A 15,265-nucleotide genomic window follows, 5' to 3' on the forward strand; every position below is an offset into this window, starting at 1 on the left:
GGAGTTTTGCAGGCACAAAAGTCATAAAAAGTGCATGACAAATGTCATTTAAATCTTTGTGATAACGGCTTTAAGCCTGCGTGATCAAATAGCCTATGTAAGCTAAATAGCCCAACACCAAGATGCTGCCTTCTCTACGACCAATTCGCAGACCGGTATAGGCAAAGGGGAGTAGAAGGGCTGCTAGGCCTATCATGACCAGCCAATCAAGTGGGTTAATGTCGTTGCCAATGATGGGATGGATCACCGCCGTGACACCGAGAATCCCTAAAATATTGAATAGGTTAGAGCCTACGACGTTACCGATAGCAATATCGCTTTGTCCTTTAAGGGCGGCAACGACGGAGGTCACCAATTCTGGCATGCTAGTGCCAATCGCTACGATGGTTAGCCCTATGATGATTTCGCTGATCCCGAAAGACTGCGCTAGTGCCACGGCACCATCGACAAATAATATGCCGCCGCCAACCAACATACTGATACCAATAATGATAAAGACGATGGATAGCCACTGGCTTTGATTATCCGCAGCAACCTCTTCAGAGATTTGTTTGTCGGCAGTCAAATAGCTATAGCTTAAATAGATAATTAGTAGCGTTGAAAGAATGACACCATCAACAAAGCTCAAGCCTCCATCGAGAAGTAGGCCCCAAAATAGCAGTGATGCCGCGATCATAACCGGAATGTCGCGCTTGACCATTTGCGATTCAATCTTTATCGGTCGAATCAGTGCGGTAATGCCTAATATTAGACCGATGTTGGCAATGTTTGAACCAATCACATTGCCTAATGCAATACCGCTATTGCCCGCCACCGCGGATTTAATACTCACCGCTAGCTCGGGTGCACTGGTGCCAAAAGCGACAATGGTTAAGCCGATAATTAACGGCGATAAGCCAAGCCTTAAGGCGATTTTGCTGGCACCTCTGACTAAAGATTCGGCGCCGACGGTCAAAATGATAAACCCGCCGATAATCGACAACCAAATAAACATAATGAACACTACTTATAGATAAGATAAATGGGTGGCTAGGATAGGTTTTTTTCTAAAGAGCACAACAAAAAAAACAGCTAATGGCCATTAAAGATAGTTTATTTAACCAGACCTAGTGGTAATGAGTCTCTGAACCATTGCCTTGCCTAAATTAACGGCTAACCTGATATGAAACGCGCACCAAAAGGTGCGCTGTTGTATGCCAAAAATATCACTATAGACTAGATTTCGTCTTCCCAGCAGATCTTGCCGCCGCGAATACCATCGACCTTTTCGCTGAAACTCTTCTCAAGTATATGACGTTTGATCTTAAGCGTTGGGGTTAACACGTCGTTATCGACATCCCATTTATCGGTGACAACCACAATCGCATCAACCGTTTCGTGAGATTCTAGATGAGGATTAACCGCATCTAAGGTCTTTTTAAGTGACGCCTTAACCTCTTCTCTAGGTTGCAAAGAGGCACCTTCAGATAGTTGTACCAGTGCAATTGGGTGTGGTAGACCTGAACCAATAACGCAAATCATCTCTACGTGAAGATCTTGTGCCAGTTTTCGCTCAATAGGCACTGGCGCAACGTACTTACCTTTAGAGGTTTTAAAGTTATCTTTAACGCGGCCTGTGATGGTGACGTAACCATCGTCATCAATACTCACTAAGTCGCCAGTGTAGAAATAACCCTCTTCGTCAAAACACGCGGCACTTTCTTCGGGCTGCTTATAATAACCTTGCATCAATCCAGGGCTCTTAACCATCAACTCACCGACATCTGTTTGCTTAATGGTGCAACCTTCAACAGCGCGACCCACGGTGCCAATTTTACTGGCATCAAACGGATTGTTAATGATCGAGTAAGCGCAATTTTCAGTCATACCCCAAGCTTCGGAGATATTGAGACCAATTTTGTGGTACCAGCTCACGAGCGAGGGTGGAATTGGCGCAGAACCAGAACCGAGTAAATGGCAATGTTCAAGGCCCAAGCCTGCATGGATTTTACGTTTTACGATACCACTAATAATCGGTATTTTAAGTAACAAGTTGAGCTTGCTGTCGCCAATTTTGTCGATAATGTTTTTTTGGAATAGGCTCCAAAGACGAGGCACTGAGAAGAATACCGTGGGTCTTGCACGCTGGACATCGGCGACAAAGCTATCGAGGCTTTCCACAAAGGCCACGCTGCTACCGGAATAGAATGAAGAGCCTTCCATCGCTACTCGCTCGGTGATGTGTGCTAACGGTAAGTATGAAATTAATCTGTCTTCGCCATCCGTTTTTAGATCACGAACAACTGCGTTACAGGTCCAAGCATAACTGGCAAAAGTTTGAATCGCGCCCTTGGGCTTTCCGGTTGAACCTGAGGTGTAAACCAGCGTCATGATCTGCTCAAGCGTCGGCAGTGGAGCATCGACTAAAGGCTGGCCAAGAGTGAGTAGTTTATCCCAGTGATATTGGGCTGGCATGGTGTCGTAAGGCATTGCCATACGTAAAATTTCACCGCCAACGCCAGACTCTTGATCGGCCCAGTAATCCAACTTACCGATGAATATTGCTTTTGATTCACTGTGCTCAAGTGTGTAGCGGATGGTATCGGCATTGGCTGTTGGATAAATAGGTACGCTAATATACCCGCCATGCATCAGGGCGAGATCTGTGATAAACCATTCGGCGCAGTTTTTAGACAGAACGGCAATTTTATCGCCTGGATTAAGCCCTAAATGTTTAAGTGCCCCCGCAATCTGTTGCATTGTCGTTTGTACATCGCGCCAAGTAAAAGTCTTATATTGACCGTCAATAGGCTGCTTTAGATAGACTTGATCGCCTTGCTTTTCGACCCAATGTTCAAGCATCTCAATCGGGGTTTTCATAGATGATTCCATCGCATTTCCATATTGATTATTATTAATTCCAATCCAGTCGGCTGATTACTTTTTGTTTTAATCGTTCGTTTAACAGACTGATGTCGCTAATATTGAGTATGGCGAAAAATGTGATCTATGACAACTTTTTCAAACGCTCGTTACAATTTCGCGCAATGATGCCGTTAAAGCGTGTCTTTGGGTTTAAAAGAGTGGTAGGTAAATCGAGGGACTTTATGGGTAAGAGCTGGCCTGATTGGTCAGCACTTATTGAACATTTATGAAAGTGGTGTTGTTATGCAGACGGTTCGCGCATTTTTTGCCACCATTGTTCATCAGCCACAATTTGGCCAGTGTCATCAATGCCGGGATAGGCAAGCTTCTTACGGCGGCAGGCTTTGGCGTAGATAGGGTGGCCTTGTTCAAACAGTTTTATTTGGCAATAGGCGTCATCAAGTTTGCGGGTTCCGTACATGCCTGCAGCTTCGCGTTGACGCTGCGCTTCATACACAATCAGTGCGCCAGCCACCGAGACATTGAGTGATTGCACCATGCCTATCATTGGAATAATAATATGCTGATCTGCTGCTGCAATGCCTGCTGCACTCACGCCATCGCGCTCATTACCTAAAATAATGGCCGTTGGACGAGTGTAATCTATTTCGCGAAAGTCGACGGCGGTCGGAGAAAAAGTGGTCGCTAAAATCTGCATATCTTGCCGACGAAACTCCTCTACTGCATGGCCCATCGTATGATGAACTTGTGTTTTAACCCATTGCTGACTACCTGATGCCGTATTGCCCGAGACACGCATCTCCAGCTCAGCCCAGACCGCATGAACCTCATGGATCCCAACAGCGTCGGCGCTACGGATTACTGCTGCAATGTTATTGCTTTTATGCACAGTGTCTAAGCAAAGGGTGAGATCAGGTTGGCGATTATCTAGCATCTGGTTGATACGGGCGAAACGTTCAGGACTCATGGTGTTCTTCTTAAATGTTATCAATAAAAAAGGGCGCCGAAGCGCCCTGTTTTTTGGCTGAATGGATTAAACCTCCATTACGCCATCCATCTCTACTAGCGAGTCTTTCGGTAGCTGACTTACACCGATAGCCGCACGAGCGGGATAAGGTTGCTCAAAATAGCGACCCATAATTTCGTTTACAGTGGCAAAGTTACTTAGGTCTGTCATGAAGATGTTGAGTTTAACAATATCACTTAATGAACCACCAGCAGCAGCACAAACCGCGGTTAGGTTTTCAAAAACCTGGACCACTTGTGCATCAAACTCGTCACTGACCATTTGCATCGTTTCAGGGTTCAGTGGGATCTGACCTGATAAATAAACGGTGCTGCCTACTTTTACTGCTTGAGAATAGGTGCCGATAGCTTGTGGTGCTTTGTCGGTAGCAATGATGATTTTCTCTGCCATGATTATCCCTTTATCTGTATTAAGTAAACTAATGTTTAGGTTAAATGAGCTAGCGGTTACGCGACGTTCGCAGTACTTCAGGGAGCACCCTAATGCGGCGCATCACGTTGGCTAAATGAATACGATCTCTCACAGAAATACGCAGGTTGATGAGGAATACACGCCCATCTCGCTCTTCTGTGGTTAAATTATGAATATTGGAGCCTTCAGCTGCCACAATAGAAGTAATTTTAGCGAGTGCACCTTGGTGGTTTACTATCTCTACGCGCAAGTTTGCTTGATACTCAACACCCTCGGCACTATCCCACTGCACTGGAATATACTTATCTGGCTCACCTTGGTAGCCACGAATATTGGCGCAGCTTTCCATATGCACCACTAAGCCCTTACCTGGACTAACGTGGGCAATAACCGCATCCCCTGGGATCGGGCGACAGCAGTTAGCAAAGGTGACCAACATACCATCAGCGCCACGAATGGGCATGGTATAGGATTCTCTGTGCTCCTGCGTATCGACTTGATCGCCACGTAAACGTTGGGCAATAACAATACTCATCGCATTACCAAGGCCAATATCAGCGAGTAACTCGTCAAGCGTATCGTGCTTGGTATCATTAACGACTTTATCGATGTGCTCTTTAGACAAGTCATCTAGCTTGGTTTCGCCTAACGCATGGTTTAATAAGCGCTTGCCGAGCAAGATAGCATCTTCTCCTTTGAGACTCCTAAGCAACTGACGGATCTTAGAACGCGCTTTACCGGTCACTACAAAGTTGAGCCAAGCAGCATTGGGACGTGCGCCCTTAGCGGTAATAATCTCAACGGTTTGACCTGAAATAAGTGCTTGGCTTAATGGATACGCTTGACGATTAACTCGAGCGCCGACACAGGTGTTACCTACATCGGTATGCACTTCATATGCAAAATCGACCGCTGTAGCGCCATCTGGTAGCTCTAAAATACGACCTTCAGGGGTGAAGACGTAGATCTCTTCTGGGAATAACTCGGTTTTAAAGTTCTCCACAAACTCAAAAGAGGTGCTGGCGCTTTGTTGCAATTCAAGTAGGCTCTGCATCCATTTGCGGGCACGCACTTGTGTCGTCGTGCCTTGCTCTTGTGAGCTACCTTTCTTGTATAACCAATGTGCCGCAACCCCTTTATCAGCCATTTGGTCCATATCTTCAGTCCTAATTTGGATCTCAACGGGTACGCCGTGAGGACCAAAGAGTGAAGTGTGTAATGATTGATAGCCATTGGCTTTAGGGATAGCGATATAATCTTTGAATCGACCTGGACGCGGCTTATAAAGGCCATGCATGGCGCCCATTACGCGGTAGCAGGTGTCGATTGAGTCGACGATGACTCTGAAGGCATAGATATCCATGACCTCTTGGAACTGCAGTTCTTTATTACGCATCTTGTTATAGATGGAATAGAGGTTCTTTTCACGACCTTTGACAGTGCCTTCAAGGCCAGTGTCATCTAATCGTGTCGCAACGGCAGCTTCGATACTTTGAATAAGCTCTTTACGATTGCCTCGTGCGGCTTTCACCACTTCTCTCAATACACGATAACGCATCGGATAATAGGCTTGAAAACCTAATTCCTCTAACTCGCACTTAATATTATGAATACCAAGACGGTTGGCGATAGGGGCATAAATTTCGAGAGTTTCACGGGCGATACGACGGCGCTTATCGGGCCGCAGTGCACCTAAAGTGCGCATGTTGTGTGTTCTATCGGCAAGCTTGATTAAGATGACCCGTATATCTTGAGTCATAGCCATCATCATTTTACGGAAGTTTTCAGCTTGAGCTTCTTTCTTGTCGCGAAATTTTAGCTTATCGAGCTTAGATACACCTTCAACCAATTCGGCAATAGACTCACTGAATTTTTCAGCCAGTTCCTCTTTGGTAACAGGGGTGTCTTCGATAGTGTCGTGCAGAAGTGCGGCCATAAGCGTCTCATGATCGAGACGCATATCGGCCAGGATGCGGGCAACCGCAACCGGATGGGTAATATAAGGTTCGCCACTCGTGCGCATTTGACCTTCATGGGCATCGCGCGCCACCTGATAGGCCTGCTTGAGTAATGCTACCTGCTCAGGTTCTAAATAACCTGAAGCTGACTCTTTGAGACCTTCAAACAGATACAAGTGGCTCTACTCCTTATATAGCGTTACGGCCTTCAGCGATGGCAGCAACAGCAGCAATTTCAGCTGCTTCACGTTCACGAACTGTTTGGCGCTCATCAGCATCCAAAGTCGCAGCGGTGACTAAACCTAGCTCGATTTCGCGCAAGGCGATAACCGTTGGCTTGTCGTTCTCTTCGTCAACCATAGGATCTTTACCCTGTACGGCGATTTGGCGAGCACGACGCGCAGCAATCAGAATCATATCAAAACGGTTGCCGATTTTATTTACGGCATCTTCTACAGTTACGCGAGCCATGTGGGGAAACTCCAGTGGTTTATTGATTGGAAAAATGACGCAAAATTGTACATGAAGACAGTTAGCCTGCCAACAGATCTTTAATCATATCATTTTGGGTATGAATTTGGCTAGCACAGGTTAGTCTTTGGCTGCGAATGATCGCTAAAAGATCGGCCTGAGCCTTGTCGAAATCATCGTTCACTAAAATAAAGTCAAATGCATTGTAGTGTGACATCTCTGAAACAGCCTGTGCCATGCGGCCATCAATGACCTCTTGGCTATCTTGTCCGCGGCCTGTAAGGCGACGTTCTAGCTCGACTCTTGAGGGTGGAAGAATAAATATTCCAATCGATGTGGGCATCAATTTTTTAACTTGCTCGGCACCTTGCCAGTCAATATCGAGAAAAACGTCGATACCTTTAGCCAGTGTTTGCTCAATGGTCACACGTGAAGTGCCATAGTAGTTACCGAAGACTTCGGCCCATTCAAAAAAAGCATTGCCTTCGATTAACCCTTTAAACTCATCTTGATTTACAAAGTGATAATGCTGGCCATGTTCTTCACCTGGACGAGGTTGACGCGTGGTATGTGATACCGACACTTGCATATCAGCGGGCTGATCTTTTAACAGAGCTGATATGAGTGATGATTTACCTGCGCCACTTGGCGCTGAGACGATAAATAGGTTTCCGCGTGCAGTCATGATTTGCGTATCCGGTGCTTTAGCCCATTTGAGGGCAAGTGAAAAGATTTAGCGCGACATTATACAGTCTAGGGCGATATTTGCGCTAGTCATGACAGTTTGGCCTGATAATATTTTATTCTAGCGGCACTTTTCGGACTAATTTTGCTGTATCCGCCTAAAACACTGACATCTTCAGGCAAATTGGGTAGGCTATTTCTTTAGGTTTGAACATAAGAACCAGCTTGATTTGTAGTTAAGCGGATAGCGATCCGTTTATTAGTCAGATTCCATTGAGAAGGTAGGTATATCAAGGTATGCAGTTTACGACGCTTTTTTGTTTAGTCGGTCGCGACAACGGCCAACGGTTCGCCAGTATCAGTGGCTTGGTTTTCTTTGTTTTGTTGTTGGCAGCAGTGGTGTCGGACTCTGCATCGATCCTGTATATCGTCGGCCTGCTACTGGCGCCAATATTGGCATTAACCAGTCTTAGGCGATTGCGTGATAGTGGTAAATCATCAAAACTGGCGGCACTGACGCTGGCACCATGGGTGTTGATTATGCTGACACTAGCGCATATCGACAGCGTGATGTTGCTGATCACTCTTATGCTCTTTGCTGGATTGGCGATTGGTTATGTGGCTATGTTGCCCGCAATCTCAGTCAGTCATTACAAGCAGGGCTATTCGGGGCCGATAGACATTAGCGCCAATGTAACGGTAAATAATGCTCGAGTACGAGTCGAACCTACATTAAGCGACGCTAAGTCTGACGTTGACGCGCACTCAGCGGCTTTTGTTGACCCAACCGCAGGTATCAAAGAGTGCAGCACTGCATCCTCTAATGAAAATGAATCGGATACACTAACATCGCGCAGATCTAATAAGAGCAGTGCGAGTTTGATGCAGCTACAGCATTGGTTACTGGAGCATAAAAAGGTCGCGTTTTCTGCTGTCGCTTCATTAATGCTGGTGATGCTATTACTTAGCGTTTGGTCAATGATCCCAAGCGATGATGTGAGTGCCGCAGAGCAAGATATTGCTGAGGCGGGAAGCATCGCTAGTAAACCTGTCATCGCGCGTGAAATTACCACACTACCAGATGGGTTTAGCTTGGTGCTTGAAGATGATGTGTTAATCGTAAGGTGGCTTGGTGAAACTGGCTCGCCGACAAAATTATGGTCGCTTGCCACTGCCAAAGGGGATAGAGCATGTTCAGCGCTGACGTTTAATAACGGCACTGAATATCGCACCGTTGCGGTCGATCTATTGGCTGATACCGGTACAGAAGCCCGCTTTTCCCCCCTCGACACTAAAGCGATTATTGTGGATATGGCACGCCGAGGCAATGTGAGTTTGTGTGGCTATAACTTTAGTTTGAAAGGCAGCCAAGCAGCCATTGGAAAAGTGGCCGCATTCTCTACCTATTTATAAGCTGCTGTATCAGTATGATGTAATAGTGGAAATTAGCGGGGAGAGTCATTAAACTGCTTCGCCTTAACTTTATATGCTACGTCGTGTGGTTATAGCGATGATTAGAGCGCTTGATAGGTAACACAATGCCAGATTTAACCTTGGTTATTCTTGCCGCCGGTTTAGGCACCCGTTTTGGTGGTGATAAACAGCTTGCGGCACTCGGTCCCAATGGCGAGACCATGCTGGAGTTATCACTGCAAAGCGCGCATCGAGCCGGCTTTACAAAAGCAGTGTTAGTGATTCGGCCGGAACTTGCCGACACTTTAGATATGCTATTAGAGAATAAGTTACCCAGTGATTTTGTTTGTGACTACTGCATACAGTCACTTGATGACCTACCTGTATCCGCGGTGCAATATGCGGATGTAGCATCGCGTAAAAAACCTTGGGGAACAGCACATGCCCTCTGGAGTGCAAGAAAGCTGGTATTGGGACCAATGGCGGTTATTAATGCTGATGACTTTTATGGCGATAGTGCATTTATCTTGTTGGCTCAAGGGCTACTCAAAAACACTGACGATTGGATGATGGTTGCCTATCCGATTAACTTAACCTTGTCAGATAATGGCGGTGTTAATCGTGGTTTATGCGCAGTGGAAAATGGCAAACTAGTCGATGTTGCAGAATGGCTAGACATTCAATCGCATTCAAATGGATTGGTTGGCACTCTTGCTGGTAAGCGGGAAAATATTGCAGACAATGCGTTGGTATCGATGACATGTTGGGGCTTTAAACCCGATATTTTTGATGTTATTGAAACGCAGTTAAGCCGCTTTTTCATTGAACATGGCCAGCTCGCTAAAAGTGAGTGCTACTTGCCGAGTGTAGTGCAAGCGAGATTGCAAGAAAGTGCTAATAGTCATACCGATACTCGGAGTGTTTATGTCAGTGTGGCACAGGAATCTTGGTATGGGGTCACTTACCCAGAAGATGCCGAGTGGGTTAAACAGAAATTATTGGAAAAATTAGCGGCATCTTAAACAGAGCGGCTAATTCATAATGAGTTTGCACGAAAAACCTGCATGATAAACAGGTAGAAGCAACGATATTGACAGAGAACTGGAGAGTTGGGTGATTGATTTTATAAGACAAAACGTTTTGTCGCATTTTGGTGAAAAGATGGACAATGCCAAGGTGTCCCCATTGGGGAATGGCCATATAAACCATACTTTTCTGGTACGCTGGCCAGCAGGTGAGATGGTGTTGCAAAAAATCAATACACAAGTGTTTACTACGCCAGATGCCTTGGTGAATAACGCAGACCGGATCAGTCGACATTTAGCGGCCAAAAAACAAGCAAAACAATACCAGTTACAAGTTGTCTCTCCGGAGTTAACGCAAGAGGGCGCCTTGTCGATTGATCTCGGTAAGCATGGATATTGGCGGGCGATGAATTACTTGCCTCATAGCCACAGTGTTGATGTTGTTAGTACTGAATCTCACGCTGAAATAGCGGCTCAAGCCTTTGGTCACTTCTCTGGTGCTTTAAGCGATCTCGATGCGGAGTTGCTTGAAGATGTTATTCCCAATTTTCACCATCTTCCTGGACGCATCGAGCTGCTGTCGAAAGCTGTCGCGCAAGATACTAAGGCACGCTTAGGTGAGTGTCAGCAATGGGTTGATTTCGTTATGGCGCAAACAGAATTGCTGCAGGAACTCGCGCAAGTGGAAGCTACGTTGCCGCGGCGCATTTGCCATAACGACACCAAAATTAATAACATGTTGTTTGATAAGCGCGACATGAGTAGTTTGGCGATTATTGACCTTGATACCTGCATGAAAGGTTATTTAATGTATGACTTTGGCGATATGGTGCGGACTTTTTGCAGTCCTGAAGAGGAAGATTCAACGGCGCTTGATAACGTGCAGGTGCGCGAGTCTATTTTCGCTGCCATTTGTAAAGGTTATCTGGGCGAGCTTGCGCCGATATTGTCTGATGTGGAGCGACAAAGTTTGTGGCTAGGTGCAAGGGTGATCTGTTTAATGATCGGGGTTAGGTTTTTAACCGACCATCTCAATGGCGACGTGTATTTTCATATTCATCATGAGGGTCACAATCTTGAGCGCGCGGCTAATCAATTTACTTTGTATCAAAGTTTATTGAGCCAACAAGATACTCTTAGCGCTTATTTGAAATAAGTGATTAATTTCTAACTCACTGAATAAATTGGATTATAATCGATCTATTTGGCCAGCGATAAAGTCATTGAGGGTTAACCTAGGTGGCTTACCTATCGACTTATATGGACTCAATTTATCTATCTGATCCACTTCACAATAAAAGTCATGCCTAAGGGATGGCTTTATCTATTTTCAAACATATCCACTTGCTAATCCTTTGGCTGTAACCAAGCATCTCTCATCGTTTCCTCTTCGGCTAGAAAGCTTACCGTCTTCAATAAAGTCTGATGCGCAATAGCATATTATTGGAAATAGTCGGCAGACTGTCAGGCCTTCATTTCTAATACCAGTTGCATTAAAAGTTTGAGGCGCTCTGAATTGATCAAATACCTAGTGCAATGGGTATAATGCACGTTGTGATTGGTACGTGCCAATGATGATTTACCGCGAATAAGAGAGCCCCATAAAACTGAGGCGATATACACTCTTCGTTGATGTGAATCTTAGCGACTAACGATATAAGCGTGTCGTTATTGGAACTAGGTTTAATTTTTGGATCAGTCCCTCTAAATAGGCTTGAGTCAGCAATGCTATGCCGCGATAGAAGTCGGTTCTGGCATGCTCAGTCATAAGTTCCAGGCAACGACCGGACCAGGGGAGTAAGTGTTGCTGAAGCAGGATCATGCAGCTGCGCTCCAGTGGTTCGCTATCTTCTGTTTGTGCCCATTGGCTAAGCATCTGATCCAAGACGGCGAAAAACAGGCCGATATGATCCACCGGTTGATTGCTATCGAGCTCGAAGCTGATCCCTTGCTCTTGATAAAAAGCCATCAGTGCCATAGTCGACTTGTCATTGAGGAGTTGCCTCTCACTCAAGTAGACCGATCCCCAAGGTACGGCATTGGGTTCACCCGGACCATAGAAGAGTTGTGCATAATCCAATTTTAAGGCTTGTTGTTTATCTACAGTCCATTGACCGAGATAGTTGGATAGTAACTCTCGACCACTCTTTTCTTCGGCAGATGACGTACATTCAGGCCAGCTTTGGGCCACACCATGCCCAATAAAACCTTGGATCAATTCAGGTGTCGGATCGTTAAATAATACATTGTGAAGAATGCGCGCAATGCCTTGATATTCTAAGATCTCATTTTCAGTAAGGGATGACATATTAACCTCATTTGTTGCACTAAAATTTGTCGGGACTAATTGCAAGAACCAGCAAAAAAGATGCCATTCAAAATGAATGGCATCAAGCGGGGGTTAAACTTCTGAGTTGTTTAATACTTTCCCATCGGTGCTGCTACTAGGGCGAGCGTGGCGGTTAGGTTTCATCAACAAGTTTGGTGAGGTTACGCTGCTATTTGGCATAGGCGCAAAGTTAGGTTGAACTGCACCTGGGTATTTAGCCTTAAGTTCATCCATGGTACCAAAATCAATAGCACGCATTGGGCAAGACTCGACACATGAAGGTTGTTTACCCTCGGCTAGACGCTCAAAACAACCATCACATTTGGTCATTACCTTACGATCTTTGTCTATTTGTGGTGCATCGTATGGACAGGCTCTTGCGCAGCTTTCACAACCGATACACAGATCCGCAGCCACATGAACTAAACCATCTTCGCGGCGCTTGTGCATCGCGCCAGTCGGACAAGCCTTAACACACACAGGCTCAGAGCAGTGGTTACAACCTAAAGAGGTGTAATAAGCGAAAACATCTTGGTTGATACTACCGTCAGCATTCTCTGTCCAAGTACCACCGCCATATTCATACACACGACGCCAGTTGATACCTACAGGAAGATCTTTGCGATCTTTGCAGGCGATTTGGCAGGTTTTACAACCAGTACATTTACTTGCATCGACATAAAAGCCGTATTGAACATTATTACTCATTGTAAGCTCCTATTAGGCTTTACGGATTTCAACTAGGTTAGTGTGTTGTGGGTTACCCTTGGTGATAGGGGTCGTTCTATGCGTGGTTAACACATTTAAACAACCACCTTTATCAACGCTGCCACCTGGTTGGAACCATGCGCCTTGACCTAAAGCTGTTACGCCGATCATGATTCTTGGAGTGACTTTAACTTCAACTTCAATGGTGCCACGGTCATTAAATATGTGGACTTTATCTCCGGTTGCTAGCCCGCGAGATTGAGCATCAATCGGGTTCATCCAAACAGCATCTTGTACTGCTTCACGCAGCCAAGGCACGTTGTGGAAACTGGAGTGAGCACGGCCTTTGGTGTGATAGCCCGTTAGCTGTAGCGGATATTTCGCCTTCATGGCGGTATCTTCGAAGCCTTCCCAAGTCGGTACATACTTAGGTAATGCTGAAATCACATCGCCTGGCTTAAGTTTCCAGGTTTTGGCTTTTTCAGCTAACTGAGAAGAGTAGATCTCAATCTTACCCGATGGTGTGCCAAGCTTATTATTTACCGGATCTTTACGGAAGTCTTCCAGGACAATATAGCTACCGTCTGGCAGATACTTACGATGGATACCTTGCTTGAGCATCACCTCTTTTACAGGCAGATCTGGCGTAGCAGCTTTGGCTGTAGCATAGAAGCCATCTAACCAATCTTTACGAGTTTTACCTTCGGTGAATTCAGCTTCTACACCCATACGCTTAGCAAGGTCGACACAGATTTCATAGATAGGACGAGATTCAAACATAGGGTCAACGCTCGTGCTCATCTGGATAAGTGTAGCGGTATCACCAGCGGCATAACTTTGGTTGACTAAATCTTCTGACTCTAACCAAGATACGTCAGGTAGCAAGATATCTGCGTACTTAGCACTTGGTGTCATCCAGTTATCAACGACTAGAATGAATTCACACTTAGATTCATCGCCAACAATTTTAGCTGTTTTATTGACATCAGAGTGTTGGTTGATTAATGCATTACCGCCATAGTTGATAATGGCTTTAATGTCATGACCTAGCTTACCATCGCCGTTTGCATCAAGCAGCTCTTTAGGTAGTGCGACACCATCGCTCAAAACGGTCATATTCTTGCCGTCTTCAACGGCTTGGGTCCATGTAAAGAAAGAAATACCTTTCGTTACAGGGTTGCTTCCAGCTGGCATAGAAGGGGCAGTCATTGAAGACCCTTTACATAAACCACCACAGTTAGTGCCCGGCAGACCAAGCTGACCTAAAAGAATCGGCAGCATGTAGCCAGCGCGAGTGTTATTTTCACCTGCAGCTTGACGATTTAGTGAGGCTGCAATTTGGATAAATGGCGCTTTAGCCGCCGCCAGTTCTCTTGCTAACTCAATGATGACATCTTCGGCAATACCAGTGATCTTGGCAGCCCAAGCTGGGGTTTTAGCATTCACGCCCGGAGTTGAGTCACCAGCCGTTTTGTTATCTAAAATATAAGATTTGTAGCTTTCTTCATATCCTACGCCAGCAGGCATAGTCTTCTCATCGTAGCCAACACAGTATTTATCAAGGAAAGCTTGATTCACGGTATTAGTGGTTATCCACTCGTAAGCTAAGGCTTCGAACAATGCCGCATCTGTACCTGGACGAATCGCTAGCCATTGATCTTCTTTACCGACAGCCGAATCGGTATAGCGTGGATCGATGATGATAGTCTTAAATTTCTTGCTTTGCTTCAGTGATAAGAAGTCGTAAGCCTCACCTGAACCACTCATGCGGATCTCAGATGGGTTATAACCAACCATTAGCACAAGATCTGAGTTCTTCATTTCAGAAACAGAGCTGCCTTGCCAACCTGGACCAGCAGAACCGTATGTTTTTCCTGCAGCTTCATAGATTTGCGACCAGCTATAATCGCCATTAGAGTTCAGGAAACCGCCTTTAAGGTTCATTAAACGCTTAAGACAGCCGGTACCTGAAAAGTGATAACGTGCACCTGAATCATAGGTAAAGTGTACTGACTCGTTGCCATACTGATCGATAGTATCTTGCAGCTTTTCAGCAACAATATCTAAAGCCTCATCCCAAGTGATACGCTCAAACTGTCCTGCACCACGAGGGCCTACACGTTTCATTGGGTACTTTAATCTGTCGGGAGCATAAACACGCTTACGTAGTGAGCGGCCACGAGGGCATGCACGTACATCATGATCGCCATACTTATCACTAACCGTAAAGTTTGACTCCACTCGGGTAATGACACCCTCTTTAGAGTACACGCGAACTGGACAGTTAGAGCCACAGTTAACCAAACAAGCCGACCAGTTCATCTTCTCAACAGCCGTTGTCGGTGTAGTTGGTGCGACGACTTCAGCATCACTT

Annotated in this window: 13 protein-coding genes; 3 read left to right on the forward strand and 10 right to left on the reverse strand. The window is 45.6% G+C overall.

Going from position 1 to position 15,265, the window contains the following annotated elements:
• Positions 1–70: 70 nt before the first annotated feature.
• The 7 genes from CXF82_RS19895 to gmk form a co-directional block, all read right to left on the reverse strand.
• The gene (locus CXF82_RS19895) at positions 71–994 is read right to left on the reverse strand and encodes a calcium/sodium antiporter (protein ID WP_101089480.1); all 924 of its coding nucleotides are present in this window, start codon (positions 992–994) and stop codon (positions 71–73) included.
• Between the two features lie 221 nt (positions 995–1,215).
• Positions 1,216–2,871, reverse strand: a complete 1,656-nt coding sequence (locus CXF82_RS19900) for an AMP-binding protein (RefSeq protein WP_101089479.1) — start codon at positions 2,869–2,871, stop codon at positions 1,216–1,218.
• Between the two features lie 274 nt (positions 2,872–3,145).
• Positions 3,146–3,832 carry a tRNA (guanosine(18)-2'-O)-methyltransferase TrmH gene (gene trmH / locus CXF82_RS19905; RefSeq protein ID WP_101089478.1) on the reverse strand — a complete coding sequence of 229 codons (687 nt, stop codon included), beginning with the start codon at positions 3,830–3,832 and terminating at the stop codon, positions 3,146–3,148.
• Positions 3,833–3,898: 66 nt separating this feature from the next.
• Complete coding sequence (locus tag CXF82_RS19910; protein WP_102044815.1) at positions 3,899–4,282, reverse strand: RidA family protein; 384 nt, start codon at positions 4,280–4,282, stop codon at positions 3,899–3,901.
• Positions 4,283–4,331: 49 nt separating this feature from the next.
• Positions 4,332–6,437, reverse strand: coding sequence for a bifunctional GTP diphosphokinase/guanosine-3',5'-bis pyrophosphate 3'-pyrophosphohydrolase (spoT, locus tag CXF82_RS19915; RefSeq protein ID WP_101089476.1), 2,106 nt, complete (start codon positions 6,435–6,437; stop codon positions 4,332–4,334).
• 13 nt (positions 6,438–6,450) lie between these two features.
• Positions 6,451–6,732, reverse strand: a complete 282-nt coding sequence (gene rpoZ / locus CXF82_RS19920) for a DNA-directed RNA polymerase subunit omega (RefSeq protein ID WP_101089475.1) — start codon at positions 6,730–6,732, stop codon at positions 6,451–6,453.
• 61 nt (positions 6,733–6,793) lie between these two features.
• The gene (gmk, locus tag CXF82_RS19925) at positions 6,794–7,417 is read right to left on the reverse strand and encodes a guanylate kinase (protein ID WP_101089474.1); all 624 of its coding nucleotides are present in this window, start codon (positions 7,415–7,417) and stop codon (positions 6,794–6,796) included.
• A 296-nt stretch (positions 7,418–7,713) separates the two neighbouring features.
• Here gmk and CXF82_RS19930 point away from each other — a divergent pair, with 296 nt between their 5' ends.
• The 3 genes from CXF82_RS19930 (at position 7,714) to CXF82_RS19940 (ending at position 11,010) form a co-directional block, all read left to right on the forward strand.
• Positions 7,714–8,829, forward strand: a complete 1,116-nt coding sequence (locus tag CXF82_RS19930; RefSeq protein ID WP_101089473.1) for a DUF805 domain-containing protein — start codon at positions 7,714–7,716, stop codon at positions 8,827–8,829.
• 125 nt (positions 8,830–8,954) lie between these two features.
• Positions 8,955–9,851 (forward strand): nucleotidyltransferase family protein, encoded by an 897-nt coding sequence (locus CXF82_RS19935; RefSeq protein ID WP_101089472.1) that lies wholly within the window; start codon positions 8,955–8,957, stop codon positions 9,849–9,851.
• 91 nt (positions 9,852–9,942) lie between these two features.
• The gene (locus CXF82_RS19940) at positions 9,943–11,010 is read left to right on the forward strand and encodes a phosphotransferase enzyme family protein (RefSeq protein WP_102038724.1); all 1,068 of its coding nucleotides are present in this window, start codon (positions 9,943–9,945) and stop codon (positions 11,008–11,010) included.
• 492 nt (positions 11,011–11,502) lie between these two features.
• On the opposite strand, the gene CXF82_RS19945 is transcribed toward CXF82_RS19940, so the two are convergent.
• From CXF82_RS19945 to CXF82_RS19955, 3 genes are all read right to left on the reverse strand, one after another.
• Positions 11,503–12,162 (reverse strand): TorD/DmsD family molecular chaperone, encoded by a 660-nt coding sequence (locus CXF82_RS19945; RefSeq protein ID WP_102044816.1) that lies wholly within the window; start codon positions 12,160–12,162, stop codon positions 11,503–11,505.
• Between the two features lie 93 nt (positions 12,163–12,255).
• Positions 12,256–12,891, reverse strand: a complete 636-nt coding sequence (locus tag CXF82_RS19950) for a DMSO/selenate family reductase complex B subunit (protein WP_101089469.1) — start codon at positions 12,889–12,891, stop codon at positions 12,256–12,258.
• A gap of 12 nt (positions 12,892–12,903) precedes the next feature.
• A partial coding sequence (locus CXF82_RS19955; protein WP_102038725.1) for a DMSO/selenate family reductase complex A subunit occupies positions 12,904–15,265 on the reverse strand: 2,362 nt, incomplete at its 5' end.

It is taken from the genome of Shewanella sp. GutDb-MelDb, from assembly GCF_002836075.1.
GTDB lineage: Bacteria > Pseudomonadota > Gammaproteobacteria > Enterobacterales > Shewanellaceae > Shewanella.

Excerpts from the sequence above, each read along its gene's own strand:
- CXF82_RS19895 (WP_101089480.1), bottom strand. The coding sequence starts at position 994 with ATGTTTATTTGGTTGTCGATTATCGGCGGGTTTATCATTTTGACCGTC.
- CXF82_RS19900 (WP_101089479.1), bottom strand. The coding sequence starts at position 2,871 with ATGGAATCATCTATGAAAACCCCGATTGAGATGCTTGAACATTGGGTC.
- trmH (WP_101089478.1), bottom strand. The coding sequence starts at position 3,832 with ATGAGTCCTGAACGTTTCGCCCGTATCAACCAGATGCTAGATAATCGC.
- CXF82_RS19910 (WP_102044815.1), bottom strand. The coding sequence starts at position 4,282 with ATGGCAGAGAAAATCATCATTGCTACCGACAAAGCACCACAAGCTATC.
- rpoZ (WP_101089475.1), bottom strand. The coding sequence starts at position 6,732 with ATGGCTCGCGTAACTGTAGAAGATGCCGTAAATAAAATCGGCAACCGT.
- gmk (WP_101089474.1), bottom strand. The coding sequence starts at position 7,417 with ATGACTGCACGCGGAAACCTATTTATCGTCTCAGCGCCAAGTGGCGCA.
- CXF82_RS19930 (WP_101089473.1), top strand. The coding sequence starts at position 7,714 with ATGCAGTTTACGACGCTTTTTTGTTTAGTCGGTCGCGACAACGGCCAA.
- CXF82_RS19935 (WP_101089472.1), top strand. The coding sequence starts at position 8,955 with ATGCCAGATTTAACCTTGGTTATTCTTGCCGCCGGTTTAGGCACCCGT.
- CXF82_RS19945 (WP_102044816.1), bottom strand. The coding sequence starts at position 12,162 with ATGTCATCCCTTACTGAAAATGAGATCTTAGAATATCAAGGCATTGCG.
- CXF82_RS19950 (WP_101089469.1), bottom strand. The coding sequence starts at position 12,891 with ATGAGTAATAATGTTCAATACGGCTTTTATGTCGATGCAAGTAAATGT.